The sequence below is a fragment of the Pseudomonas sp. NFACC32-1 genome (assembly GCF_900101215.1).
Taxonomy (GTDB): domain Bacteria; phylum Pseudomonadota; class Gammaproteobacteria; order Pseudomonadales; family Pseudomonadaceae; genus Aquipseudomonas.
In genome coordinates, this window is record NZ_FMUL01000005.1 from 127,430 (window position 1) to 152,926 (window position 25,497).

General features: G+C 60.4%; 21 protein-coding genes. 14 read left to right on the plus strand and 7 right to left on the minus strand.

The genetic code is table 11. The features are described 5' to 3' along the window. Window positions 1-45: 45 nt before the first annotated feature. The 3 genes from BLP99_RS10445 to gcl form a co-directional block, all read right to left on the minus strand. Window positions 46-936, minus strand: a complete 891-nt coding sequence (locus BLP99_RS10445; RefSeq protein ID WP_072393631.1) for a 2-hydroxy-3-oxopropionate reductase — start codon at window positions 934-936, stop codon at window positions 46-48. A 150-nt stretch (window positions 937-1,086) separates the two neighbouring features. Then, window positions 1,087-1,869 carry a hydroxypyruvate isomerase gene (hyi, locus tag BLP99_RS10450; protein ID WP_092180281.1) on the minus strand — a complete coding sequence of 261 codons (783 nt, stop codon included), beginning with the start codon at window positions 1,867-1,869 and terminating at the stop codon, window positions 1,087-1,089. Window positions 1,870-2,005: 136 nt separating this feature from the next. Then, window positions 2,006-3,781, minus strand: coding sequence for a glyoxylate carboligase (gcl, locus tag BLP99_RS10455; RefSeq protein ID WP_092180283.1), 1,776 nt, complete (start codon window positions 3,779-3,781; stop codon window positions 2,006-2,008). Window positions 3,782-4,049: 268 nt separating this feature from the next. Here gcl and BLP99_RS10460 point away from each other — a divergent pair, with 268 nt between their 5' ends. Continuing rightward, window positions 4,050-4,490 (plus strand): GlcG/HbpS family heme-binding protein, encoded by a 441-nt coding sequence (locus BLP99_RS10460; protein ID WP_072393622.1) that lies wholly within the window; start codon window positions 4,050-4,052, stop codon window positions 4,488-4,490. A 126-nt stretch (window positions 4,491-4,616) separates the two neighbouring features. Here BLP99_RS10460 and BLP99_RS10465 read toward each other — a convergent pair whose 3' ends face one another. Next, complete coding sequence (locus tag BLP99_RS10465; RefSeq protein WP_072431596.1) at window positions 4,617-5,225, minus strand: TetR/AcrR family transcriptional regulator; 609 nt, start codon at window positions 5,223-5,225, stop codon at window positions 4,617-4,619. Window positions 5,226-5,353: 128 nt separating this feature from the next. On the opposite strand from BLP99_RS10465, the gene BLP99_RS10470 reads away from it, so the two are divergent. Beyond that, a complete protein-coding gene (locus BLP99_RS10470) occupies window positions 5,354-6,268 on the plus strand; it encodes a DUF808 domain-containing protein (protein ID WP_092180285.1) in 915 nt (304 codons plus the stop codon). 132 nt (window positions 6,269-6,400) lie between these two features. Here BLP99_RS10470 and BLP99_RS10475 read toward each other — a convergent pair whose 3' ends face one another. Beyond that, window positions 6,401-7,189, minus strand: a complete 789-nt coding sequence (locus tag BLP99_RS10475) for an MlaA family lipoprotein (RefSeq protein WP_072393617.1) — start codon at window positions 7,187-7,189, stop codon at window positions 6,401-6,403. After that, a complete protein-coding gene (locus BLP99_RS10480; RefSeq protein ID WP_072393615.1) occupies window positions 7,182-8,480 on the minus strand; it encodes a serine/threonine protein kinase in 1,299 nt (432 codons plus the stop codon). Before BLP99_RS10480 ends, BLP99_RS10475 begins: the two co-directional genes overlap by 8 nt. Before the next feature lie 374 nt (window positions 8,481-8,854). Here BLP99_RS10480 and BLP99_RS10485 point away from each other — a divergent pair, with 374 nt between their 5' ends. The 3 genes from BLP99_RS10485 to BLP99_RS10495 all read left to right on the plus strand — a co-directional run bounded on the left by BLP99_RS10485 (window position 8,855) and on the right by BLP99_RS10495 (window position 11,992). Continuing rightward, window positions 8,855-9,709: a glycine betaine ABC transporter substrate-binding protein gene (locus BLP99_RS10485; RefSeq protein ID WP_072393612.1), complete on the plus strand. Its 855-nt coding sequence runs from the start codon at window positions 8,855-8,857 to the stop codon at window positions 9,707-9,709. A 316-nt stretch (window positions 9,710-10,025) separates the two neighbouring features. Continuing rightward, on the plus strand, window positions 10,026-10,337 hold the full coding sequence (locus BLP99_RS10490; RefSeq protein ID WP_072393609.1) for a DUF485 domain-containing protein: 312 nt from the start codon (window positions 10,026-10,028) through the stop codon (window positions 10,335-10,337). Continuing rightward, window positions 10,334-11,992, plus strand: coding sequence for a cation acetate symporter (locus tag BLP99_RS10495; RefSeq protein ID WP_072393601.1), 1,659 nt, complete (start codon window positions 10,334-10,336; stop codon window positions 11,990-11,992). The genes BLP99_RS10490 and BLP99_RS10495 overlap by 4 nt, the downstream gene beginning before the upstream one ends. 286 nt (window positions 11,993-12,278) lie before the next feature. Here BLP99_RS10495 and gltA read toward each other — a convergent pair whose 3' ends face one another. Then, window positions 12,279-13,568: a citrate synthase gene (gene gltA / locus BLP99_RS10500; RefSeq protein WP_053149956.1), complete on the minus strand. Its 1,290-nt coding sequence runs from the start codon at window positions 13,566-13,568 to the stop codon at window positions 12,279-12,281. Between the two features lie 351 nt (window positions 13,569-13,919). On the opposite strand from gltA, the gene sdhC reads away from it, so the two are divergent. From sdhC to sucD, 9 genes are all read left to right on the plus strand, one after another. Then, a complete protein-coding gene (gene sdhC / locus BLP99_RS10505; protein WP_172679607.1) occupies window positions 13,920-14,306 on the plus strand; it encodes a succinate dehydrogenase, cytochrome b556 subunit in 387 nt (128 codons plus the stop codon). Continuing rightward, window positions 14,300-14,668 carry a succinate dehydrogenase, hydrophobic membrane anchor protein gene (gene sdhD, locus BLP99_RS10510; RefSeq protein ID WP_047698960.1) on the plus strand — a complete coding sequence of 123 codons (369 nt, stop codon included), beginning with the start codon at window positions 14,300-14,302 and terminating at the stop codon, window positions 14,666-14,668. Before sdhC ends, sdhD begins: the two co-directional genes overlap by 7 nt. A 3-nt stretch (window positions 14,669-14,671) precedes the next feature. Next, complete coding sequence (sdhA, locus tag BLP99_RS10515) at window positions 14,672-16,444, plus strand: succinate dehydrogenase flavoprotein subunit (RefSeq protein WP_072393598.1); 1,773 nt, start codon at window positions 14,672-14,674, stop codon at window positions 16,442-16,444. A gap of 11 nt (window positions 16,445-16,455) precedes the next feature. Beyond that, on the plus strand, window positions 16,456-17,160 hold the full coding sequence (locus BLP99_RS10520) for a succinate dehydrogenase iron-sulfur subunit (protein WP_039594133.1): 705 nt from the start codon (window positions 16,456-16,458) through the stop codon (window positions 17,158-17,160). A 262-nt stretch (window positions 17,161-17,422) separates the two neighbouring features. Continuing rightward, window positions 17,423-20,254, plus strand: coding sequence for a 2-oxoglutarate dehydrogenase E1 component (locus BLP99_RS10525; RefSeq protein WP_072393595.1), 2,832 nt, complete (start codon window positions 17,423-17,425; stop codon window positions 20,252-20,254). Between the two features lie 42 nt (window positions 20,255-20,296). Beyond that, window positions 20,297-21,523 (plus strand): 2-oxoglutarate dehydrogenase complex dihydrolipoyllysine-residue succinyltransferase, encoded by a 1,227-nt coding sequence (odhB, locus tag BLP99_RS10530; protein ID WP_072393592.1) that lies wholly within the window; start codon window positions 20,297-20,299, stop codon window positions 21,521-21,523. Window positions 21,524-21,633: 110 nt separating this feature from the next. Next, window positions 21,634-23,070, plus strand: coding sequence for a dihydrolipoyl dehydrogenase (lpdA, locus tag BLP99_RS10535; protein ID WP_072393589.1), 1,437 nt, complete (start codon window positions 21,634-21,636; stop codon window positions 23,068-23,070). Window positions 23,071-23,266: 196 nt separating this feature from the next. Next, window positions 23,267-24,433, plus strand: coding sequence for an ADP-forming succinate--CoA ligase subunit beta (sucC, locus tag BLP99_RS10540; protein ID WP_003179235.1), 1,167 nt, complete (start codon window positions 23,267-23,269; stop codon window positions 24,431-24,433). After that, window positions 24,433-25,317: a succinate--CoA ligase subunit alpha gene (gene sucD, locus BLP99_RS10545; RefSeq protein ID WP_053149972.1), complete on the plus strand. Its 885-nt coding sequence runs from the start codon at window positions 24,433-24,435 to the stop codon at window positions 25,315-25,317. The genes sucC and sucD overlap by 1 nt, the downstream gene beginning before the upstream one ends. Window positions 25,318-25,497: the final 180 nt, after the last annotated feature.

Below are 25,497 nucleotides of genomic sequence, written 5' to 3' on the forward strand. Positions count from 1 at the left end.
AAGCGAGCCTTGTGGGCGCGAGCTTGCTCCCACAAGGGGCAGGGTTTATTTGTCGCGAATCGAGAAATTGGCCATATGCTCCAGGCCCTTGATCAGCGCCGAGTGGTCCCAGTTGCTGCCGCCGATGGCCGCGCAGGTGCTGAACACTTGCTGGGCGTTGGCGGTATTGGGCAGGTTGATGTTCAGTTCCCTGGCGCCTTGCAGGGCCAGGTTCAGGTCCTTCTGGTGCAGGCTGATGCGGAAGCCTGGGTCGAAGGTGCCCTTGATCATGCGCTCGCCATGCACTTCGAGGATCTTCGACGAGGCGAAACCGCCCATCAGGGCTTCGCGGACCTTGGCCGGGTCGGCGCCGTTCTTCGAGGCGAACAGCAAGGCTTCGGCCACGGCCTGGATGTTCAGCGCCACGATGATCTGGTTCGCCACTTTCGCGGTCTGGCCGTCGCCGTTGCCGCCCACCAGGGTGATGTTCTTGCCCATGGCCTGGAACAGCGGCAGGGCGCGCTCGAAGGCCGCACTGTCACCGCCGACCATGATGCTCAAGGTCGCGGCCTTGGCGCCGACTTCGCCGCCGGAAACCGGCGCATCGAGGTACTGCGCGCCCTTTTCGTTGATCTTCGCCGCGAACGCCTTGGTGGCGGTGGGGGAGATCGAACTCATGTCGATGACCACCTTGCCCGCACCCACGCCAGCCGCCACGCCGTCGGTGCGTAACAGCACATCCTCGACTTGCGGAGTGTCCGGGACCATGACGATGATGAACTCGGCTTCCTGGGCGACTTCCTTCGGATTGGCCAGGGCCACCGCGCCGCCATCCAGGAGGTCGGCGGGTGCCGGGTCGTGATGCACGGACAGGAACAGGCTGTGCCCGGCCTTTTGCAGGTTCAGTGCCATGGGGTGGCCCATGATGCCGGTGCCGATGAATCCGATTTTAGCCATGGGAAAATCCTCTTGTGGTTATCGCTGCTTCAAGCAAACGAGGGAGTGCTTTCTGTGGGAGCGAGCTCGCGATGACGGTGTGTCAACCAGAAAATGAGTGACCGGACTGACGCCATCGCGAACAAGCTCGCTCCCACAGGGGGAATTGCGTCAGATCGCGTTATGGCTCTTCAGCCACCCCAGACCTGCTTCGGTGCTGGTCAACGGCTTGTATTCACAGCCGACCCAACCCTGGTAGCCGATGCGGTCCAGGTGTTCGAACAGGAAGCGGTAGTTGATTTCGCCGGTGCCCGGCTCGTTGCGTCCCGGGTTGTCCGCCAGCTGCACATGATTGATCTCGCCCAGGTGCGCCGACAGGGTCCGGGCCAGGTCGCCTTCCATGATTTGCATGTGATAGATGTCGTATTGCAGGAACAGGTTGGCGCTGCCCACCTGCTCGCGGATCGACAGGGCCTGGGCGGTGTTGTTCAAGTAGAAGCCTGGAATGTCGCGGGTGTTGATGGCTTCCATCACCAGCTTGATGCCTTTGGCCTGCAGTTTTTCGGCGGCGTACTTGAGGTTGGCGACGAAGGTTTTCTCCGCCAGGGCTTCGTCGCATTTGTGCGGGCGAATCCCGGCCAGGCAGTTGACCTGGGTATTGCCCAGGACCTGGGCGTAGGCGATTGCCAGGTCGACGCCGGCGCGAAACTCCTCGACCCGGTCCGGCAGGCAGGCGATACCACGTTCGCCTTTGGCCCAGTCGCCGGCCGGCAGGTTGAACAGCACCTGGGTCAGGCCGTTGGCGTCCAGCAGGGCCTTGAGTTCGGCGGAGCTGTAGTCGTAGGGGAACAGGTACTCGACACCGCTGAAGCCGGCCTTGGCGGCCGCCTCGAAACGGGCGAGGAAATCCTGCTCGGTAAACAGCATGGACAGGTTGGCTGCGAAACGCGGCATGGTGGTCTCCTGTGAATATTTATCAGGCCCCCTGTGGGAGCGAGCTTGCTCGCGATAGCGGTGTGTCTGCTTGCATCCAGGTTGAATGTTGCGCCGTCATCGCGAGCAAGCTCGCTCCCACTGGGACGCCGGTCGGTCAGTCCAGCAGCGAAATGGCGGTTGGTGCATCGTTGCCCACCAGCGCCAGGTCTTCGAACTCGTTGACCGCGTTGATCTCGGTACCCATGGAAATATTGGTCACCCGCTCCAGGATGATCTCGACGATCACCGGTACCCTGAATTCCTCGATCATGTCCTGGGCCTTGCGCAGCGCCGGCTGGATGCCGGATGGCTCGAATACCCGCAGCGCCTTGCACCCCAGGCCCTCGGCCACGGCGATGTGGTCCACGCCATAGCCGTTGAGCTCCGGCGCGTTGAGGTTGTCGAAGGACAGCTGCACGCAGTAGTCCATATCGAACCCGCGCTGGGCCTGGCGGATCAGTCCGAGGTAGGAGTTGTTCACCACGACATGGATGTAGGGCAGCTTGAACTGCGCCCCCACCGCCAGTTCTTCGATCATGAACTGGAAGTCGTAGTCCCCCGACAGCGCCACGACCTTGCGGCTCGGATCGGCCTTGACCACCCCCAGTGCCGCCGGAATGGTCCAGCCAAGTGGGCCTGCCTGGCCGCAGTTGATCCAGTGGCGCGGCTTGTAGACATGCAGGAACTGCGCACCGGCGATCTGGGAAAGGCCGATGGTGCTCACGTAGCAGGTGTCTTTGTCGAACACCTGGTTCATTTCCTCGTACACCCGTTGCGGCTTGACCGGCACGTTGTCGAAGTGAGTCTTGCGCTGAAGGCTGGCCTTGCGCTGGCGGCAGTCCTGCAACCAGGCGCTGCGGTCCTTTAGCTTGCCTGCGGCCTGCCATTCGCGGGCCACTTCGATGAACGCCGTCAGCGCCGAAGCGGCATCGGAGACGATACCCAGGTCGGGTGTGAAGACCCGGCCGATCTGGGTCGGCTCGATATCCACATGAATGAACGTTCGGCCTTCGGTGTAGACGTCCACCGAGCCGGTGTGACGGTTGGCCCAGCGGTTGCCGATACCCAGCACCAGGTCCGACTTGAGCAGGGTCGCGTTGCCGTAACGATGGGATGTCTGCAAGCCGACCATGCCGACCATCTGGGGATGATCGTCCGGGATGGTTCCCCAGCCCATCAGCGTAGGGATTACCGGAATGCCGGTCAGCTCGGCGAACTCCACCAGCAGGTCGCTGGCATCGGCGTTGATGATGCCGCCACCGGCCACCAGCAGGGGACGCTCGGCCTGATTGAGCATGGCCAGGGCTTTCTCGATCTGCACGCGGTTGGCGGCGGGTTTGGCCAGGGGCAGCGGCTGGTAGGCATCGATGTCGAATTCGATCTCGGCCATCTGCACATCGAAGGGCAGGTCGATCAGCACCGGGCCCGGACGGCCGGAGCGCATCTCGAAGAATGCCTTCTGGAAGGCATACGGCACTTGTCCGGGTTCGAGCACGGTGGTCGCCCACTTGGTCACGGGCTTGACGATGCTGGTGATATCCACCGCCTGGAAGTCTTCCTTGTGCAGGCGAGCGCGGGGGGCTTGCCCGGTAATGCACAGGATGGGAATGGAATCGGCCGAGGCGCTGTAGAGCCCGGTCACCATGTCGGTACCGGCCGGACCCGAGGTACCGATGCATACGCCGATATTGCCGGCCTTGGTGCGGGTGTAACCCTCGGCCATGTGCGAGGCGCCTTCAACGTGGCGAGCGAGGACATGATCGATGCCGCCCACCTTTTGCAGGGCCGAGTACAGCGGGTTGATCGCAGCGCCCGGAATACCGAAGGCGGTGTCCACGCCTTCATGGCGCATCACCAGAACAGCGGCTTCGATTGCTCTCATTTTGCTCATCGCTTTGTGCCTCTTGCGTTTTGTAATTGTATACAAGTTGCTGTGTGGCGGAGTTTATTCACGGCAAGAGGCCCAGGTCAATGCCTTTTCTCAAGCGGCTGTTTCATTGTCTCGTCCCCAGGAATGCGCCGGCCTTTCGTCGATAATGAGACTGTGTAGAGTATTTTTGTATACAAAAAATGTGTTTGTTGTGTTCTATTTGGTTGGTCCGGTTTTGCTGGAAATTTGATCCGGAAGGCTTCTCCATAACAAAAGAAGGACAGCACCCATGAGCGCTTTAACCTTGAAAACAGCCGTAGACCTGGCAAGACAGGCCCTTGCCGCGGGACGGGAAATCAACGCCGCCCCCTTGACCGTGGCGGTCCTGGACGGCGGCGGGCATCTCATCACCCTGCAGCGCGAGGACGGCGCCAGCCTGCTTCGCCCACAGATCGCCATCGGCAAGGCTTGGGGCGCTATCGCCCTGGGCAAAGGCTCCCGCCTGCTCGCCCAGGACGCCCAACAACGCCCGGCGTTCTTTGCGGCTTTGAATGGGTTGGGACAAGGCAACGTCGTACCGGCCCCGGGTGGGGTGTTGATCAGGGATCAGGATGGCAGGGTGCTGGGGGCGATGGGGGTCAGCGGCGATGTTTCGGATGTGGATGAGCAGGTGGCGATCAAGGCTGTGGAGGCGGTGGGGTTGTGGGCGGATGCGGGGATGGTTGCCTGATTTTGTGGTGAGTGGGCCGGCGCCATCGCGAGCGAGCTCGCTCCCACAGGGTTTGATGCTGGACACATAATGTCTAGACACCGCAAACCAGTGTGGGAGGGGGCTTGCTCGCGATGAAGCCTCGGGCTATCGGTCTGGCTCGCATCCCTTCAACACCAACCGGATAATCGTCTGCGCCGCGGCTTCGTAGTCGGTTTCATCCAGCTTCGCCTTGCCGGTCACGGCGGAGATCTGCCAGTCGAAATCGGCGTAGGTCTGGGTAGCCGCCCAGATGCTGAACATCAGGTGGTTGGGGTCGATGGGGGCGATCTGGCCGCGGTCGATCCAGGTCTGGATGCATTCGATGTTGTGCCGGGCCTGGGCGTTGAGCTGTTCCACCAGGTCGGGGCTCAGGTGCGGGGCGCCGTGCATGATTTCGCTGGCGAAGACTTTCGAGGCAAAGGGCAGGTCGCGGGAGATGCGGATCTTGGAGCGGATGTAGTGACTGAGCACCTCGCCCGGCACGCCATCGGCGTTGAACGGCGTCGAGGCCTGGAGGATGGGTTCGATGATGCTTTCCAGGACTTCCCGATACAGGTTTTCCTTGGATTTGAAGTAGTAGTAGACGTTGGGTTTGGGCAGGCCCGCCTTGGCCGCGATGTCGCTGGTCTTGGTCGCCGCGAAGCCCTTGTCGGCAAATTCCTCGCTGGCGGCACGCAGGATCAATTCTTTGTTGCGCTCGCGGATAGTGCTCATAAACCCAGGGGTTCCTTGCCTGTTCTGGCGGTTGCGCATGGTAGCACCGGCCTCGTGAGGCGCTCAAGAATGCCCCGGATTGACGCATGCGCTATGCTGCGCAGCATTTATGATCAAGGAGCCTTTCCATGGCTGGAAGCAGTTTGCTGGTGCTGATCGATGACATCGCCACCGTGCTCGACGATGTTGCATTGATGACCAAGATGGCCGCCAAGAAAACCGCCGGGGTGCTCGGCGATGACCTGGCACTCAATGCCCAGCAGGTCTCCGGCGTCCGTGCCGAGCGAGAGTTGCCCGTGGTCTGGGCGATGGCGAAGGGGTCCTTCATCAACAAACTGATCCTGGTGCCTTCGGCCCTGGCCATCAGCGCTTTCGTACCCTGGCTGGTGACGCCGTTGTTGATGGTGGGGGGCGCCTACCTGTGCTTCGAAGGCTTCGAAAAGCTCGCCCACAAATTTCTTCACAGCCCGGCCGAGGACCAGGCCGAGCATGAGCAATTGGTGGAGGCGGTGGCTGACCCGGCGGTCGACCTGGTGGCCTTCGAAAAGGACAAGATCAAGGGCGCGGTGCGCACCGACTTCATCCTGTCGGCGGAAATCATCGCCATTACCCTGGGCACCGTGGCCGATGCACCATTGACCCAGCAGGTGATCGTGCTGTCGGGCATCGCTATCGTCATGACGGTGGGTGTCTACGGCCTGGTGGCCGGGATCGTCAAGCTCGATGACCTGGGCCTGTGGTTGACGCAGAAACCAGGCCAGGCCGCCAAAAGCATCGGCGGTGCGATCCTGAGTGCGGCCCCCTACATGATGAAAAGCCTGTCGGTGATCGGCACGGCGGCGATGTTTCTGGTGGGCGGTGGCATCCTGACCCATGGCGTGCCAGTGGTGCATCACTGGATCGAAGGCGTGGCGACCAGTGCTGGCGGTGCCGGGTTTATCGTGCCGATGCTGCTCAATGCGGTGGCGGGGATCGTGGCAGGGGCGGCGGTGTTGGCGGGGGTGATGGTTGTCGGCAAGGTCTGGAAAGCGCTGAAAGGCTAAGACCTGGCAACCCATGATAACTGTGGGAGCGAGCTCGTTCGCGATAGCGGTCTGTCAGACAACATCAAGGTTGAATGTCAGGCCCTCATCGCGAGCAAGCTCGCTCCCACAGAGGGTTTGGGGCGGCGAAAATTACTCGGCAATCTGCAACTTGCGTGACTCGGTGTACACGTAGCGCACCTTCTCGTATTCGAACGGCGAGTTCAGCTGGCCGTAGCGGAAGCTGGTCTGGTAACGCCGGTCCACGCCACGCAAGAGCAGCAGTTCCGGGTGGTTGGAGCTGACCTCGGAGACGTTCAGGAAGTTGATCGCCGATTCGGCGGTGTAGTCCACCAGCAAGCCCGAAGTATCCCGCAGGTTCGAAGGGCCGAAGATCGGCAGTACGAAGTACGCCCCGGCTGGCACGCCATAGAAGCCCAGTGTCTGGCCGAAGTCCTCGCTCTGGCGCGGCAGGCCCATGGCGGTGGCCGGGTCCCACAGGCCGGCGATGCCGACGGTGGTGTTGAGCAGCAGCCGCGCCGTGGTTTCCATCGAACGCTTGCCCTTGAACTGCAGCAGGCTGTTCATCAGGTTCGGCACATCCCCCAGGTTGTTGAAGAAATTGCTGACCCCTGTGCGCACGAAACTCGGGGTGATGTAGCGATAGCCGTCCACCACCGGCAGGAACACCCATTGGTCGAAGCGGTAGTTGAAGTGATAGACGCGACGGTTCCAGGATTCCAGCGGGTCATAGACGTTCAAGGCGCTGAGGGTCGAGCGCTCGAATTCCCGCTGGTCCAGCCCTGGGTTGAACTTGAGCTTGGTCAAGGGCTCCTTGAAGCCGTCGGCGTCTTCTACCACGGGGTCGTTGGCCTTGCTGTTGTCGGCATGAACAAGGCCTGCGCTCATTAAAGCGGCGATAAGCAGGAGATATTTAGCCACGGAAGAACTCCAGCATGGCGTCGCTGTTGACGCGATAGTTAAGGTTGCCGCAGTGGCCGCCCAGTGGATAAACCGTCAGGCGGTCACCAAAGGTCTTGCGCAGGAAGCCCAGGTCGCCAGGGCCGAGAATGACGTCGTCGGCGTTGTGCATGACGGCGATCTTGGGGCTATCGTGCAGGTAGTCCTTCAGTGCATAGAGGCTGACCTGATCGATCAGCTGCAGCAGGCTGCCGCCATCGGTGCGCGCGCGCCACATTGGAATCACCTGTTCGGTGAGGTAGCAGTCGAAATCGCATTGCAGTGCACGCTTGAGGAACGGCGACAGGCTGGTGCTTTCTGAGATCGGGTATTTGGGTGGGGTGATAAGGCCGCGGCGGTTGATCAGGTCCGAAGTGAACGCGATATCGGCCGCCGAAAAGCGGAACGATGTGCCGATCAGCATTGCCATCTGCTCGTTGCTCAGGTGTTGCTTGGATTGCTGGAAGTCATAGAGCAAGGCGTCGTTGAGGTCGATGTAGCCTTTTTGCTGGAAGTAGCGGGTCAGCTTGTTCAGCACCAGTTCATAGAAGGTGGTGGTGCTGTTGATACCTTTCACCTCGGTCTGGACCAGTTTGTCCAGGTTGGTGATCGAGGTGTAGAGGTTCACCGGGGGATTGAGCAGCAACACTTTCTTGAAATTGAAGCTGCGCCGGGTTTCATCCAGATGGGCGACAAACGCCGCGTCCAGGGCGCCGAGGCTATAGCCGGTGAGGTAGTACTCGGTCACCGGTACGTTGGGGTTCTGCGCACGCACGGCTTGCATCACCCGGTACATGTCCTCGGCGTCTTCCTTGGTGATGCCCGGCGTGGCGAAGCGCGAGGCGGCGCTCATGAAGTCGAAGCTGGTGGGCGAAGACAGCTGCACCACGTGGTACCCGGCCTTGTAGTAGAGGCGCTTGAGGTATTCGTTGAGGGTGCTGTCGTAGCGAGCCCCGGTCCCGGCGATCAGGAAGATCAGCGGCGCCGGCTTGTCCTGGGTGGCCATGCGGTAGGTGAGACTTTTTACCGGCCAGAAATTGTCCGGCAGGATGAACTCGCGTTCCGGGCGCAGAGTGACGCTATGGTCCGCCTGGTTGATGTCTTCGACCAGAGGCAGCTCCGGGCGCAGGTCGGGCGGTGTGGTGGCGATGGTCGCCTCGAACGGGTTGGTCAAAGGGTAGCCATAGCTGGCGGCGTCGATATCCGCCGCCAGCGCGGACGCACTCAGAAGAAGGCCGCCGGCGAGGGCAGCGAAGCGCAAGGAACGGAGCATGACGGTATCCCTTAGAGGAAGGTGCCGAATGAAGGTCGCAGGCTATGACCACCGAAGTGAAGCCTAGTGCCATGACGGACATTAAACAGGTATGAACGTGGCGCAATGGCTACGGGACGATACACGTTGCGGCCGGTTGGTGGCTAGTTGCCTTCGACTTGTCGCTGATGGCGTTCTCATGTCGTTTCCCGCTGTTTCGAGGTCGCTGCCAGAGCAGGTCCCGGATCGGCGCAGGCCGATGATCGACAGGTCAGTACTCCACTGGCGTTCGAGGCAGTTAGGCAGGCGAGCGTGATGGGGGCGCTGGGCACCATAAAAAATACGTTGATGTCGCTCGACATCCGTCGGGCGCAGCACTTTCGGGGAAGTAAACGATGAAGATGCGACGACTCTTGGGCGCAGGTGCCGCACTGGTACTGGCGATCAGCTCCACCCTGGCCAGCGCCGAAACCAAAACCCTGAGCATCGGTTACGTTGACGGCTGGTCCGATAGCGTCGCGACCACTCACGTGGCGGCCGAAGTCATCCAGCAGAAGCTCGGTTATGACGTGAAACTGCAGGCGGTCGCGACCGGGATCATGTGGCAAGGTGTAGCCACCGGCAAGCTCGATGCAATGCTCTCGGCCTGGTTGCCGGTGACCCATGGCGATTACTGGACCAAGAACAAGGATCAGGTCGTCGACTACGGCCCCAACTTCAAGGACGCGAAAATCGGCCTGATCGTGCCTGAGTACGTCAAGGCCCAGACTGTGGCCGACCTCAAGACCGATGACAGCTTCAAGAAACGCATCGTCGGCATCGACGCCGGTTCGGGCGTGATGCTCAAGACGGAACAGGCCATCAAGGATTACGACCTGACCGGCTATCAACTCAAGGCCAGTTCCGGCGCCGGCATGATCGCCGAGCTGACCCGTGCCGAGAAGAAGAACGAATCCATCGCCGTCACCGGTTGGGTGCCGCACTGGATGTTCGCCAAATGGAAACTGCGCTTCCTGGAAGACCCGAAAGGCGTCTATGGCGCGGCTGAAACCGTGAACAGCATCGGCAGCAAGGGCCTGGAGGCCAAGGCACCGGAAGTGGTGGCGTTCCTGAAGAAATTCCAATGGGCTTCGAAGGACGAAATCGGCGAAGTCATGCTGGCGATCCAGGAAGGTGCCAAGCCGGACGCCGCTGCCAAGGATTGGGTTGCCAAGCACCCGGACCGCGTCAAAGAGTGGACCGGCAAATAATTCACCTGGTTCAGCTGTCCCGCAAAACCGCATGACGTTGGGTCATGCGGTTTTTTTGTGCCTGCAGTTTTCGATTGGCGCCACTCCCCTGTGGGAGCGACTTTGCTCGCGATAGCGATGTGTCTGCTTGCATCCATGTTGAATGTGGCGCCGTCATCGCTAGCAGGCTCGCTCCCGCAGGGGGTAACTGCCGGAATTTGGCTGGAAAATGGCAAAACCGTCATGTCGTTCTAATACTAAGGTCGTCTGGAACCTGGCCTTGAGCCGCATAGAGTAGAGTCGTTCCAATTAAATCTGTGCTGCGAGGATAAAAACAATGAACGACAGCATTTACCTCTCGATTCAAAACAGCCCGCGCTTCAAGGAGCTGGTGAGAAAAAGGGAAAGGTTCGCCTGGATTCTTTCGGCGATCATGCTAGGGCTGTATTCCGGCTTCATTCTTCTGATTGCCTATGGGCCACATATTCTCGGGGCCAAAATCACGCCCGAGTCCACCATCACCTGGGGGATTCCCATCGGTGTCGGCCTGATTCTCTCGGCCTTCGTCCTGACCGGCATCTACGTGCGACGTGCCAACGGCGAGTTCGACGATCTGAACAATGCGATTCTCAAGGAGGCTCAGCAATGATCCGGCGTCTATTGGCTCTCTTGAGCATCGCAGCATTCGCACCGGGCGTCTGGGCGGCTGACGCCGTGGCGGGTGCTGTGCAGAAACAACCCCTCAACATCGCGGCTATCTTGATGTTCGTCGCCTTCGTCGGCGCAACGCTGTACATCACGTACTGGGCTTCCAAGAAAAACAACTCCGCGGCCGACTACTATGCGGCTGGCGGCAAGATCACTGGCTTCCAGAACGGCCTGGCAATCGCTGGCGACTACATGTCGGCGGCGTCTTTCCTGGGTATTTCCGCGCTGGTGTTCGCGTCCGGTTATGACGGCTTGATCTACTCCATCGGCTTCCTGGTGGGCTGGCCGATCATTCTGTTCCTGATCGCCGAGCGCCTGCGTAACCTGGGTAAATACACCTTTGCTGACGTGGCGTCTTATCGCCTCGGGCAGACCCAGATCCGCAGTCTGTCCGCCTGCGGCTCGCTGGTGGTGGTAGCGTTCTACCTGATCGCGCAAATGGTCGGTGCGGGTAAGCTGATCCAGCTGCTGTTCGGCCTGGACTACCACGTTGCGGTGATCCTGGTCGGTATCCTGATGTGCCTCTACGTGTTGTTCGGTGGCATGCTGGCCACCACCTGGGTGCAGATCATCAAGGCGGTGCTGTTGCTGTCGGGTGCTTCGTTCATGGCCCTGATGGTCATGAAACACGTCAACTTCGACTTCAACATGCTGTTTGCCGAAGCGGTCAAGGTTCACCCTAAAGGCGAGGCGATCATGAGTCCCGGTGGCTTGGTGAAGGATCCGGTCTCGGCCTTCTCCCTGGGTCTGGCGCTGATGTTCGGTACCGCTGGCCTGCCGCACATCCTGATGCGCTTCTTCACCGTGAGCGATGCCAAGGAAGCCCGCAAGAGCGTGCTGTATGCCACTGGTTTCATCGGCTACTTCTATATCCTGACCTTCATCATCGGCTTCGGCGCGATCCTGCTGGTCAGCACCAACCCGGCCTTCAAGGACGCGGCAGGTGCCTTGCTGGGCGGCAACAACATGGCGGCGGTGCACCTGTCCAACGCTGTGGGCGGTAGCATCTTCCTGGGCTTCATCTCGGCGGTGGCGTTCGCGACCATCCTGGCGGTGGTGGCGGGCCTGACCCTGGCCGGCGCCTCGGCGGTGTCCCATGACCTGTACGCCAGTGTCATCAAGAAGGGCAAGGCCAACGAGAAGGACGAGATTCGCGTCTCGAAGATCACCACCATCGCCCTGGCGGTTCTGGCGATTGCCTTGGGTATCCTGTTCGAGAAGCAGAACATCGCGTTCATGGTGGGCCTGGCGTTCTCCATCGCGGCGAGCTGCAACTTCCCGGTACTGCTGCTCTCGATGTACTGGAAGAAGCTGACCACCCGTGGCGCCATGATCGGCGGCTGGATGGGGCTGGTCAGTGCCGTGGGCCTGATGGTTCTCGGCCCGACCATCTGGGTACAGATCATGGGGCACGAGAAGCCGATCTACCCGTATGAATATCCGGCGCTGTTCTCGATGATCATCGCGTTCGTCGGCATCTGGTTCTTCTCCATCACTGACAAGTCGGCCGAAGGCGCCAACGAGCGGGCGCTGTTCTTCCCGCAGTTCGTGCGTTCGCAGACTGGCCTGGGGGCGAGCGGGGCGGTCAACCACTGATGCGCTAAGTTGTAAAGGGTGAAGAAGTACCCCGGTCGAGAGACCGGGGTATTTTTTTGTCCCCGTTTCGGGGTGGGCAGGTCTACCGTCATCGCGAGCAAGCTCGCTCCCACAAAGCAGGCGGGTACACGGATCCACTGTGGAGCGAGCTTGCTCGCGATGACACAGGGTCTGGCACTGAAATGCCGGGAGGTAAAGGAGGAGGGCGTAAACAAAACAGCCCCCGCTCTTATATAAGAAGCGGGGGCCGTTTCAGTGCAGCGTCGGACCTGGCATAGAGCAGGTCTTACTTGCGGTCTTCCAGCTTGGTGATGTCACGCGACTCGTAGCCGGTGTACAGCTGGCGTGGACGGCCGATCTTGTACGGGCTGGAGAGCATTTCCTTCCAGTGGGAGATCCAGCCCACGGTGCGCGCCAGGGCGAAGATCACGGTGAACATGCTGGTTGGAATGCCGATCGCCTTGAGGATGATCCCCGAGTAGAAGTCGACGTTCGGGTACAGCGAGCGCTCGATGAAGTACGGATCGGTCAGGGCGATCTCTTCCAGGCGCATGGCCAGTTCGAGTTGCGGGTCGTTCTTGATGCCCAGTTCCTTGAGGACTTCGTCGCAGGTCTGCTTCATGACGGTGGCGCGTGGGTCGCGGTTCTTGTAGACCCGGTGACCGAAGCCCATCAACTTGAACGGATCGTTCTTGTCCTTGGCCTTGGCGATGAACTTGTCGATGTTCGAGACATCGCCGATTTCATCGAGCATGGTCAGTACCGCTTCGTTGGCACCGCCGTGGGCTGGGCCCCAGAGTGCCGCGATGCCGGCGGCGATACAGGCGAACGGGTTGGCACCCGACGAGCCGGCCAGGCGCACGGTGGAGGTAGAGGCGTTCTGCTCGTGGTCGGCATGGAGGATGAAGATCCGGTCCATGGCCTTGGCGAGCACCGGGCTGATCGGTTTGATCTCGCACGGTGTGTTGAACATCATGTGCAGGAAGTTCTCTGCATAGTTCAGGTCGTTGCGTGGGTACATCATGGGCTGGCCCATGGAGTACTTGTAGACCATGGCTGCCAGGGTCGGCATCTTCGCCACCAGGCGGATCGCGGAGATTTCGCGGTGCTGGGGGTTATTGATGTCCAGGGAGTCGTGGTAGAAGGCCGAGAGGGCACCGACAACGCCGCACATGACGGCCATCGGGTGGGCGTCGCGACGGAAGCCGTTGAAGAAGGACTTCAACTGCTCGTGAACCATGGTGTGGTTCTTCACGGTGCTGACGAACTGGGCCTTTTGCTCTGCGGTTGGCAGCTCGCCGTTGAGCAGCAGGTAGCAGGTTTCCAGGTAGTCCGATTTTTCAGCCAGTTGCTCGATCGGGTAGCCGCGGTGCAGCAGGATGCCGTTGTCGCCGTCGATGTAGGTAATCTTCGACTCGCACGAAGCGGTCGACATGAACCCCGGGTCGAAGGTGAAACGGCCCGTGGCGGTCAGGCCGCGGACGTCGATTACATCGGGACCAACGGTGCCGGTTAAAATGGGCAGCTCGACGGGGGCTGCGCCCTCGATGATCAACTGCGCTTTTTTGTCAGCCATGTGGCCTCCTATTAATGCTTGGAATCATCAGACAGACCCCCCACGCAGGGCCCGCACCACTATAGTGAGATAAATCCGAATGTCAATTTGCCTAAAGTCTTGCTCCAGAAGGCTTTAACCGGACTTTTTCCTCGAAATTACCTGCCGTTTACGCCTTTTGCCGTTGTTGTGCAATGCGCCATCAGTGGAAGGTGAACGCGTTGTCATTAGTAACCTAACTGTCTATACTCGGCAGCCGACCGCCAGGGGCTTTTGGGCCAGCTTTGCTGGGGGTCGTCACTCCCTGGGTGGTGAGTACCTGACCAGTGCGCGCCGCAACAACTTTGCCCTGATTCTTAGGGGCTCTTCAGTGTGAAAAAAGCCGTGAAAAGCCAACGACCTGTAAACCTAGACCTAAGGACCATCAAACTCCCAGTCACTGCTTACACGTCCATTCTTCACCGTATCTCCGGTGTCATCCTCTTCGTCAGCCTGGCCATCATGCTTTATGCATTGGACAAGTCGCTCGACTCGGAAGAAGGCTTCGGTCAGGTGAAAGCGTGTCTGACCAGTCCGCTAGCCAAGCTAGTGATTTGGGGCATCCTGTCCGCCTTGCTGTATCACCTGGTTGCCGGTGTGCGCCACTTGATCATGGACATGGGCATCGGTGAGACGCTGGAAGGCGGCAAGCTGGGCTCGAAAATCGTTATCGCCGTTTCCGTGGTGGTAATCGTTCTGGCAGGAGTCTGGATATGGTAACCAACGTTACGAACCTCTCTCGTTCGGGCCTCTATGACTGGATGGCGCAGCGTGTGTCTGCGGTCGTTCTCGCGGCTTATTTCATTTTCCTGATCGGATATGTGGTCGCCAACCCTGGCCTTGGCTATGCCCAATGGCATGAACTGTTCGCAAGCAACTGGATGCGTATCTTCAGTCTGCTGGCCCTTGTCGCACTGGGCGCTCACGCCTGGGTCGGCATGTGGACCATCGCGACCGACTACCTGACGCAGATGGCGTTCGGCAAGTCGGCGACTGCCGTACGTTTCCTCTTCCAGGCAGTATGCGGCGTTGCGATGTTCGCTTACTTCGTCTGGGGCGTGCAGATTCTCTGGGGTATCTGATCCATGGCTAACATTCCAACTATTTCCTTCGACGCCATCATCATTGGTGGCGGCGGTGCCGGCATGCGCGCAGCGCTGCAACTGGCACAGGGCGGTCACAAGACTGCCGTGATCACCAAGGTTTTCCCGACCCGTTCGCACACCGTTTCCGCCCAGGGTGGCATTACCTGCGCCATCGCTTCGGCCGACCCGAACGATGACTGGCGCTGGCACATGTACGATACCGTCAAGGGTTCCGACTATATCGGCGACCAGGATGCTATCGAATACATGTGTCAGGAAGGTCCGGCCGCGGTCTTCGAACTCGACCACATGGGCCTGCCGTTCTCGCGCACCGAAACCGGCCGTATCTACCAGCGTCCGTTCGGTGGCCAGTCCAAGGACTACGGCAAGGGCGGCCAGGCTGCGCGTACCTGCGCGGCGTCCGACCGTACCGGTCACGCACTGCTGCACACCCTGTACCAGGGCAACCTGAAGGCTGGTACCACGTTCCTGAACGAGTACTACGCCGTTGACCTGGTGAAGAACCAGGACGGCGCCTTTGTCGGTGTGATCGCCATCTGCATCGAAACCGGCGAAACCACCTACATCCGTTCCAAGGCCACCGTGCTGGCGACCGGCGGTGCCGGCCGTATCTATGCCTCCACCACCAACGCCCTGATCAACACCGGTGACGGCGTCGGCATGGCCCTGCGTGCCGGCGTGCCGGTGCAGGACATCGAAATGTGGCAGTTCCACCCGACCGGCATCGCCGGCGCCGGTGTACTGGTTACCGAAGGTTGCCGCGGTGAAGGCGGTTACCTGATCAACAAGCACGGCGAGCGTTTCATGGAGCGTTACGCTCCGAACGCCAAGGACCTTGCCGGTCGTGACGTCGTGGCTCGTTCGATGGTTAAAGAGATCATCGCCGGCAACGGCTGTGGCCCGAATGGCGACCATGTGATGCTCAAGCTCGACCACCTGGGCGAGGAAGTGCTGCACAGCCGCCTGCCAGGCATCTGCGAGCTGTCCAAGACCTTCGCTCACGTCGACCCGGTCGTCGCGCCAGTTCCGGTCGTTCCAACCTGCCACTACATGATGGGCGGCGTTGCCACCAACATCCATGGCCAGGCCATCACCCAGAACGCCGAAGGCGTGGACGAAATCATCCCTGGCCTGTTCGCAGTGGGTGAAGTGGCGTGCGTATCGGTTCACGGTGCCAACCGCCTGGGCGGCAACTCGCTGCTCGACCTGGTGGTCTTCGGCCGCGCGGCCGGCCTGCACCTGGAAAAGGCGCTGACCGACGGCATCGAATACCGCGACGCCAGCGACACCGACATCGACGTGGCCCTCAAGCGCCTGGCCGGTCTGAACGAGCGTACCGAAGGCGAAGACGTCGCCACCCTGCGTCGCGAGCTGCAAAGCTGCATGCAGAACTACTTCGGTGTGTTCCGTACCGGTGAGTACATGCAGAAGGGTATCGCCCAGCTGGCGCAACTGCGTGAACGAATTGCCAATGTGAAGATCAACGATAAGTCACAGGCGTTCAACACTGCACGTATCGAAGCGCTGGAACTGCAGAACCTGCTGGAAGTGGCCGAAGCCACCGCCATCGCGGCAGAAACCCGTAAAGAGTCCCGTGGTGCCCATGCCCGCGAAGACTATGAAGACCGTGACGACGAAAACTGGCTGTGCCACACCTTGTACTTCCCGGGTGAGAAACGTGTCGCCAAGCGTGCCGTGAATTTCTCGCCGAAGACTGTTCCGACTTTCGAACCTAAAGTCCGGACTTATTAAGGGTGACCGCTATGTTGCAAGTCAGTGTTTATCGCTACAACCCTGATCAGGACGCTGCGCCGTTCATGCAGGATTTCCAGGTCGATACCGGTGGTAAGGACCTGATGGTGCTGGACGTGCTGGCCCTGATCAAGGAACAGGACGAAGGTTTCTCCTATCGTCGCTCCTGCCGCGAGGGCGTGTGCGGCTCCGACGGCATGAACATCAACGGCAAGAACGGGCTGGCCTGCATCACGCCGCTGTCGGCGGTGGTCAAGGGCAACAAGCTGATCGTGCGTCCGCTGCCAGGTTTGCCGGTGATCCGTGACCTGGTCGTCGATATGAGCATCTTCTACAAGCAATACGAGAAGGTGAAGCCATTCCTGCAGAACGACACGCCGGCTCCGGCCATCGAGCGTCTGCAGTCCCCGGAAGAGCGTGAAAAGCTCGACGGTCTGTACGAGTGCATCCTGTGCGCCTGCTGCTCGACCTCGTGCCCATCCTTCTGGTGGAACCCGGACAAGTTCCTGGGCCCGGCCGCCCTGCTGCAAGCGTACCGCTTCCTGGCAGACAGCCGCGACACCAAGACGTCCGAGCGTCTGGCCGCACTGGATGACCCGTTCAGCGTATTCCGCTGCCGCGGGATCATGAACTGCGTCAACGTCTGCCCGAAAGGCCTGAACCCGACTAAGGCCATCGGTCACGTACGTAACATGCTGCTGCAAAACGGCGTGTGATTCAGCTGCTGTACCCGTAGAACCGCTGTACCCGTAGAGGCTAGGGCGCGGGCTTCAACCCGCGTCGTAGCATAACCAGAACAGCCGCTCACAAAGCGGCGGTTCTTATTTTTGAAGAAATGAGACAAGCAGGGGCATCCGGGCTGGTACCCGGACTATCAGCGTGATCCTAAGTGGCTTGTTTTAGTCGCTGCACTCGGACTTCTGCAAGTTTGCTCGGTGTTTTCGCCGGTGGTGTTCCCCTAATCGAGGGTGACCAAGCATGCAAGAAAGCGTGATGCAGCGCATGTGGAACAGTGCCCACCTCTCCGGTGGTAACGCTGCCTATGTGGAAGAGCTCTACGAGCTCTACCTGCACGACCCTAACGCTGTGCCAGAAGAATGGCGCACCTATTTTCAGAAGTTGCCGGCCGACGGTAACTCTGCCACAGATGTTTCGCACTCTACGATTCGCGATCATTTCGTGCTGCTGGCGAAGAACCAGCGCCGCGCTCAACCGGTATCTGCCGGTAGCGTGAGCAGCGAGCACGAGAAGAAGCAAGTCGAAGTGCTGCGATTGATCCAGGCCTACAGGATGCGAGGCCACCAGGCAGCCCAGCTGGACCCGCTGGGGCTGTGGCAGCGTCCTGCACCTGCAGACCTGTCGATCACTCATTACGGCTTGACCAATGCCGATCTCGATACGACCTTCCGTGCCGGCGACCTGTTCATCGGCAAAGAGGAAGCGAGCCTACGCGAAATTCACGAAGCGTTGCAGCAGACATATTGCCGCACCATCGGCGCCGAGTTCACGCACATCACCGATTCCGAGCAGCGCCAGTGGTTCCAGCAGCGTCTGGAAAGCGTGCGCGGGCGTCCGACGTACTCCGCCGACATCAAGACCCATGTGCTGGAGCGCGTGACAGCCGGTGAAGGCCTGGAGAAATACCTGGGCACCAAGTACCCGGGCACCAAGCGTTTCGGCCTGGAAGGCGGCGAAAGCCTGATCCCGATGCTCGACGAGCTGATCCAGCGTTCCGGTTCCTACGGCACCAAGGAAGTCGTCATCGGCATGGCCCACCGTGGTCGTCTGAACGTGCTGGTCAACACCTTCGGCAAGAACCCGCGTGAGCTGTTCGACGAGTTCGAAGGCAAGAAGAAGGTCGAACTGGGTTCCGGTGACGTGAAGTATCACCAGGGCTTCTCGTCCAACGTGATGACCACCGGCGGCGAAGTCCACCTGGCCATGGCGTTCAACCCATCCCACCTGGAAATCGTTTCCCCGGTGGTCGAGGGTTCGGTTCGCGCCCGCCAGGATCGTCGCAACGACCCGACCGGTGAGAAGGTCCTGCCGATCTCCATCCACGGTGATGCGGCATTCGCCGGCCAGGGCGTGGTCATGGAAACCTTCCAGATGTCGCAGACCCGCGGTTTCAAGACCGGCGGCACCGTGCACATCGTGATCAACAACCAGGTCGGCTTCACCATCAGCAACCCGCTGGACTCGCGCTCCACCGAGTACGCCACCGACGTCGCGAAGATGATCCAGGCGCCGATCCTCCATGTGAATGGTGATGATCCGGAAGCCGTGCTGTTCGTGACCCAGCTGGCCATCGACTACCGCATGCAGTTCAAGCGCGACGTGGTGATCGACCTGGTTTGCTACCGTCGTCGTGGCCACAACGAGGCGGACGAGCCAAGCGGTACCCAGCCTCTGATGTACCAGCAGATCACCAAGCAGCGCACCACCCGCGAGCTGTATGCCGATCGCCTGATCCAGGACGGCGTACTGGATGCCGAGCGCGTCCAGGCCAAGGTCGACGAATACCGCAACGCGCTGGACAACGGTCTGCACGTGGTGAAAAGCCTGGTCAAGGAGCCGAACAAAGAGCTGTTCGTGGACTGGCGCCCATACCTGGGTCACGCCTGGACTGCACGTCACGACACGCGTTTCGACCTCAAGACCTTGCAGGAACTGTCCGCCAAGCTGCTGGAGATCCCGGAAGGCTTCGTGGTTCAGCGCCAGGTCGCGAAGATCTACGAAGACCGTCAGAAGATGCAAGCCGGCGGCCTGCCGATCAACTGGGGCTACGCCGAAACCATGGCGTACGCGACCCTGGCGTTCGAAGGTCACCCGATCCGCATGACCGGCCAGGACATCGGCCGCGGTACGTTCTCGCACCGTCATGCCGTCCTGCACAACCAGAAAGATGCCAGCACCTACATTCCGCTCAAGAACCTGTACAAAGGCCAGCCGCTGTTCGACCTGTACGACTCGTTCCTGTCGGAAGAAGCCGTACTGGCGTTCGAATACGGTTACTCGACCACCACGCCGAACGCGCTGGTGATCTGGGAAGCCCAGTTCGGCGACTTCGCCAACGGTGCGCAGGTCGTGATCGACCAGTTCATCACCAGTGGCGAGCACAAGTGGGGTCGTCTCTGCGGCCTGACCATGTTGCTGCCGCACGGCTACGAAGGGCAGGGTCCCGAGCACTCCTCGGCGCGCCTGGAGCGCTACCTGCAACTGTGTGCCGAGCACAACATCCAGGTGTGCATGCCGACTACCCCGGCACAGATCTACCACTTGCTGCGCCGCCAGGTGATTCGTCCGCTGCGCAAGCCCCTGGTGGTCCTGACGCCGAAGTCGCTGCTGCGCCACAAGCTGGCCGTTTCGACGCTCGAAGAACTGGCCGATGGCTCGTTCCAGACCGTTATCCCGGAAATCGATGCCCTGGACCCGAGCAAGGTCGAACGCGTCGTTCTGTGCAGCGGCAAGGTCTACTACGACCTGCTGGAAAAACGCCGTGCCGAAGGCCGCGAAGACATCGCCATCGTGCGTATCGAGCAGCTGTACCCATTCCCTGAGGACGACCTGAAGGAAGTCCTGGCGCCTTACACCAATGCCAAAGCGGCTGTCTGGTGTCAGGAAGAGCCGATGAACCAGGGCGCATGGTACTGCAGCCAACACCACCTGCGTCGCAGCATCAGCTACCTCAACAAGTCTCTCGTACTCGAGTACGCGGGCCGCGAGGCTTCTGCCGCACCTGCATGTGGTTACGCATCGATGCACGCCGAGCAGCAGGAACAACTGCTGCAAGACGCGTTTACCGTTTAACGCCTTCGAGCACCTGAAACCGAATTTAAGGAACCCAAGATAATGGCTATCGAGATCAAAGCCCCCACTTTCCCAGAATCGGTTGCCGATGGCACCGTTGCCACCTGGCACAAGAAACCGGGCGAGGCCGTCAAGCGTGACGAACTGATCGTCGACATCGAGACCGACAAGGTCGTACTGGAAGTCCTGGCCACCGCCGACGGCGTGCTGGGCGCGATCGTCAAGAACGAAGGCGACACCGTCCTGTCCGACGAAGTGCTGGGCTCGATCGTTGAAGGTGGTGCTGCCGCCGCTCCGGCCGCTGCTGCTGCCGCTGCGCCGGCTGCCGCCCAGGCTGCCGCTCCAGCGGCCGATGGCGAAGACGACCCGGTCGCCGCGCCTGCTGCCCGCAAGATCGCTGAAGAAAACGGCATCAACATCGCTTCCATTGCCGGCACCGGCAAGGGTGGTCGTGTGACCAAGGAAGACGTGGTTGCCGCTGTTGCAGCCAAGAAAGCCGCTCCAGCCGCTGCCCCGGCCAAGCCTGCTGCGCCTGCCGCTGCCGCTCCGGTGTTCGCGGCCGGTGATCGCGTTGAAAAACGCGTTCCGATGACCCGCCTGCGGGCCAAGGTTGCCGAGCGCCTGGTCGAAGCCCAGTCGAACATGGCGATGCTGACCACTTTCAACGAAGTGGACATGACCGAAGTCATGGCGCTGCGTTCGAAGTACAAGGACCTGTTCGAGAAGTCCCACAATGGCGTGCGCCTGGGCTTCATGTCGTTCTTCGTCAAGGCTGCCACCGAAGCGCTCAAACGCTTCCCGGCCGTCAACGCGTCGATCGACGGTTCCGACATCGTCTACCACGGCTATGCCGACATCGGTGTTGCTGTTTCCAGCGACCGTGGTCTGGTGGTTCCGGTGCTGCGCAACGCCGAGCTGATGAGCCTGGCCGAAATCGAAAACGGCATCGCCACCTTCGGCAAGAAGGCCCGTGACGGCAAGCTGTCCATCGAAGAGATGACCGGTGGTACGTTCACCATCACCAACGGTGGTACATTCGGTTCGATGATGTCGACCCCGATCGTCAACCCGCCACAAGCAGCGATCCTGGGGATGCACAACATCATCCAGCGTCCGATGGCAATCAACGGTCAAGTCGTGATTCGTCCGATGATGTACCTGGCACTGTCCTACGATCACCGTCTGATCGATGGTAAAGAAGCCGTGACGTTCCTGGTGACCATCAAGAACCTGCTTGAAGATCCGGCTCGCCTGCTGCTGGATATCTGATTTCGCCGCGAGGGCCGGTCGGTTGACCGGCCTCTTGCTGAAACAACCGGTTTCGTCCCACGACGGTCACCACAAGTGGCCGTCCGGTTTGATTCGAAAAGGAATGACTCATGACTCAGAAATTCGACGTGGTAGTGATTGGTGCTGGCCCTGGTGGCTACGTAGCGGCCATCAAGGCTGCACAACTTGGCCTCACCACTGCCTGCATCGAGAAATACACCGACAGCGAGGGCAAGCAAGCCCTGGGCGGTACTTGCCTGAACGTCGGCTGCATTCCTTCCAAGGCGCTGCTGGACAGCTCCTGGAAATACAAGGAAGCGAAAGAAAGCTTCAACGTCCATGGCATCTCCACCGGCGAAGTCAAGATGGACGTCGCCGCGATGGTTGGCCGCAAGGCCGGCATCGTGAAGAACCTGACCAGCGGTGTCGCCACCCTGTTCAAGGCCAACGGCGTGACCTCGATCCAGGGCCACGGCAAGCTGCTGCTGGGCAAGAAGGTCGAAGTGACCAAGCCCGACGGCTCGGTCGAAGTGATCGAAGCCGAGAACGTCATCCTGGCGCCAGGCTCGCGTCCGATCGACATCCCACCGGCTCCAGTCGATCAGAAAGTGATCGTCGACTCCACCGGCGCCCTGGAATTCCAGAGCGTGCCTAAGCGCCTGGGCGTGATCGGCGCCGGCGTGATCGGCCTCGAGCTGGGTTCGGTCTGGTCGCGCCTGGGTGCGCAAGTGACCGTGCTGGAAGCCCTCGACACCTTCCTGATGGCTGCCGATACCGCGGTGTCCAAGGAAGCGTTCAAGACCCTGACCAAGCAGGGCCTGGACATCAAGCTGGGCGCTCGCGTGACCGGCTCCAAGGTCAACGGCGAAGAAGTCGTGGTGAACTACACCGACGCCAACGGCGAACAGACCATCACCTTCGACAAGCTGATCGTCGCGGTGGGCCGTCGTCCGGTGACCACCGACCTGCTGGCTGCCGATAGCGGCGTGAACATTGATGAGCGCGGTTTCATCGCGGTCGATGATCATTGCGCAACCGACGTACCGGGCGTCTTCGCCATCGGTGACGTGGTCCGCGGCATGATGCTGGCCCACAAGGCGTCCGAGGAAGGCATCATGGTCGTCGAGCGCATCAAGGGCCACAAGGCCCAGATGAACTACGACCTGATCCCATCGGTTATCTACACCCACCCGGAAATCGCATGGGTCGGTAAAACCGAGCAGGCCTTGAAAGCCGAAGGCGTTGAAGTTAACGTCGGCACCTTCCCGTTCGCCGCCAGTGGCCGTGCCATGGCAGCCAACGATACCGGCGGTTTCGTGAAAGTCATCGCCGATGCCAAGACGGACCGCGTATTGGGCGTTCACGTCATTGGCCCAAGCGCTGCCGAGCTGGTACAGCAAGGCGCGATCGGTATGGAATTCGGCACCAGCGCTGAAGACCTGGGCATGATGGTCTTCTCCCATCCGACCCTGTCCGAAGCCTTGCACGAAGCGGCCCTGGCCGTAAATGGCGGCGCCATCCACGTGGCCAACCGCAAGAAGCGTTAATAGATAATAAGAAACCACGGCGGTTCGGCCCGTCGTGAGCCTTGCGCGCAAGACTCACCGCGGAATGTCCGCTGGACGCAGTCTTGCGTAGCTCTGCCGGTTCACCGGAAGGCTACGCAAGCAGCAGTCACAGGTGGTGCGGCACTAAACTGGTGCAGCACCGAATGCGCAGTACCTAACGAAGACGGTAATAAGCATGAATCTTCACGAGTATCAGGGTAAGCAGCTGTTCGCTGAATACGGCCTGCCAGTATCCACAGGCTACGCGGTAGACACCCCGGAAGCGGCAGCAGAAGCTTGCGACAAAATCGGCGGCAGCGAGTGGGTTGTCAAAGCCCAGGTTCACGCCGGTGGTCGCGGTAAAGCGGGCGGCGTAAAGCTGGTTCGCAGCAAAGAAGACGCCAAAGCCTTCGCACAGCAGTGGCTGGGCAAGCGTCTGGTGACCTACCAGACTGACGCCAACGGTCAGCCGGTCACCAAAATCCTGGTTGAATCGTGCACTGATATCGCTAAAGAGCTGTACCTGGGCGCTGTCGTCGACCGTTCGAGCCGCCGCATCGTGTTCATGGCTTCCACCGAAGGTGGCGTGGACATCGAGAAGATCGCTCACGATACCCCTGAGAAAATCCTCAAGGCCACCATCGATCCACTGGTTGGCGCCCAGCCATTCCAGGGTCGCGAGCTGGCATTCCAGCTGGGCCTGGAAGGCAAGCAGGTCACTCAGTTCGCCAAGATCTTCGTAGGTCTGGCCAAGCTGTTCCAGGATCATGACCTGGCGCTGCTGGAAGTGAACCCGCTGGTGATCAAGGCCGACGGCGACCTGCACTGCCTCGATGCCAAGATCAACATCGACGCCAACGCCATGTACCGTCAGCCGAAGCTGAAGACTTTCCACGATCCATCCCAGGACGATCCGCGCGAAGCGCACGCTGCCAAGTTCGAACTGAACTACGTGGCCCTGGAAGGTAACATCGGCTGCATGGTCAACGGTGCCGGCCTTGCCATGGGTACCATGGACATCGTCAACCTGCATGGCGGCAAGCCAGCCAACTTCCTCGACGTGGGCGGCGGCGCTACCAAGGAGCGCGTAACCGAAGCGTTCAAGATCATCCTGTCCGACACCAACGTCGCCGCAGTACTGGTCAACATCTTCGGCGGCATCGTTCGTTGCGACATGATTGCCGAAGGCATCATCGGCGCCGTGAAAGAAGTCGGCGTGAAAATCCCGGTTGTTGTTCGCCTCGAAGGCAACAACGCTGAGCTGGGCGCTAAAGTACTGGCAGAAAGCGGTTTGAACATCATCGCTGCTACCAGCCTGACCGACGCTGCTCAACAAGTCGTAAAAGCTGCGGAGGGCAAATAATGAGCGTCCTGATCAATAAAGACACCAAGGTTATCTGCCAGGGTATTACCGGTTCGCAAGGTAGTTTCCACACCCAGCAAGCCATCGAGTACGGCACCCAGATGGTTGGCGGCGTAACTCCGGGCAAGGGCGGCACCGAGCACCTGGGCCTGCCTGTCTTCAACACCGTCAAGGACGCTGTTGCTGCCACTGGCGCCACCGCCAGCGTGATCTACGTTCCGGCTCCTTTCTGCAAGGACTCCATCCTTGAGGCGGCGTTCGGCGGCATCAAGCTGATCGTGTGTATCACCGAAGGCATCCCGACCATCGACATGCTGGAAGCCAAGGTCAAGTGCGACGAGCTGGGTATCACCCTGATCGGCCCTAACTGCCCAGGCGTGATCACTCCAGGCGAATGCAAGATCGGCATCATGCCAGGTCACATTCACTTGCCAGGCAAGGTCGGTATCGTGTCCCGTTCCGGCACCCTGACCTATGAAGCCGTGAAGCAGACCACTGACGCCGGTTTCGGCCAGTCCACCTGCGTCGGCATCGGCGGTGACCCGATCCCAGGCTCCAACTTCATCGACATCCTGAAGCTGTTCCAGGAAGACCCGAAGACCGAAGCGATCGTCATGATCGGTGAGATCGGCGGTTCCGCTGAAGAAGAAGCCGCTGCCTTCATCAAGGCCAACGTGACCAAGCCGGTCGTGTCCTACATCGCTGGTGTGACTGCTCCTCCGGGCAAGCGCATGGGCCATGCTGGCGCAATCATCTCCGGCGGCAAGGGCACTGCGGACGAGAAGTTCGCTGCCCTGCAAGACGCCGGCGTGAAAACCGTGCGTTCGCTGGCAGACATCGGCAAGGCCCTGGCCGAGCTGACTGGCTGGGAAATGAAGAAGTAAGCTTCGGCTGACCTTTTCGTTCCAGCAACAAAGGCCACCTCCAGGTGGCCTTTGTCGTTTCTGGCCTTTTGGATCTACGCATTGTTTCTGCGCAGAGGGCCTTAGTCTGTGGTGGAGGATTTATCTGTGGTGGGAGGATTTATCTGTGGCGAGGGGATTTATCCCCGCTGGGCTGCAAAG

Coding starts and splice junctions, on each gene's coding strand:
- BLP99_RS10445 (WP_072393631.1), bottom strand. CDS start 936: ATGGCTAAAATCGGATTCATCGGCACCGGCATCATGGGCCACCCCATG.
- hyi (WP_092180281.1), bottom strand. CDS start 1,869: ATGCCGCGTTTCGCAGCCAACCTGTCCATGCTGTTTACCGAGCAGGAT.
- gcl (WP_092180283.1), bottom strand. CDS start 3,781: ATGAGCAAAATGAGAGCAATCGAAGCCGCTGTTCTGGTGATGCGCCAT.
- BLP99_RS10460 (WP_072393622.1), top strand. CDS start 4,050: ATGAGCGCTTTAACCTTGAAAACAGCCGTAGACCTGGCAAGACAGGCC.
- BLP99_RS10465 (WP_072431596.1), bottom strand. CDS start 5,225: ATGAGCACTATCCGCGAGCGCAACAAAGAATTGATCCTGCGTGCCGCC.
- BLP99_RS10470 (WP_092180285.1), top strand. CDS start 5,354: ATGGCTGGAAGCAGTTTGCTGGTGCTGATCGATGACATCGCCACCGTG.
- BLP99_RS10480 (WP_072393615.1), bottom strand. CDS start 8,480: ATGCTCCGTTCCTTGCGCTTCGCTGCCCTCGCCGGCGGCCTTCTTCTG.
- BLP99_RS10485 (WP_072393612.1), top strand. CDS start 8,855: ATGAAGATGCGACGACTCTTGGGCGCAGGTGCCGCACTGGTACTGGCG.
- BLP99_RS10490 (WP_072393609.1), top strand. CDS start 10,026: ATGAACGACAGCATTTACCTCTCGATTCAAAACAGCCCGCGCTTCAAG.
- BLP99_RS10495 (WP_072393601.1), top strand. CDS start 10,334: ATGATCCGGCGTCTATTGGCTCTCTTGAGCATCGCAGCATTCGCACCG.
- gltA (WP_053149956.1), bottom strand. CDS start 13,568: ATGGCTGACAAAAAAGCGCAGTTGATCATCGAGGGCGCAGCCCCCGTC.
- sdhD (WP_047698960.1), top strand. CDS start 14,300: ATGGTAACCAACGTTACGAACCTCTCTCGTTCGGGCCTCTATGACTGG.
- sdhA (WP_072393598.1), top strand. CDS start 14,672: ATGGCTAACATTCCAACTATTTCCTTCGACGCCATCATCATTGGTGGC.
- BLP99_RS10520 (WP_039594133.1), top strand. CDS start 16,456: ATGTTGCAAGTCAGTGTTTATCGCTACAACCCTGATCAGGACGCTGCG.
- BLP99_RS10525 (WP_072393595.1), top strand. CDS start 17,423: ATGCAAGAAAGCGTGATGCAGCGCATGTGGAACAGTGCCCACCTCTCC.
- odhB (WP_072393592.1), top strand. CDS start 20,297: ATGGCTATCGAGATCAAAGCCCCCACTTTCCCAGAATCGGTTGCCGAT.
- lpdA (WP_072393589.1), top strand. CDS start 21,634: ATGACTCAGAAATTCGACGTGGTAGTGATTGGTGCTGGCCCTGGTGGC.
- sucC (WP_003179235.1), top strand. CDS start 23,267: ATGAATCTTCACGAGTATCAGGGTAAGCAGCTGTTCGCTGAATACGGC.
- sucD (WP_053149972.1), top strand. CDS start 24,433: ATGAGCGTCCTGATCAATAAAGACACCAAGGTTATCTGCCAGGGTATT.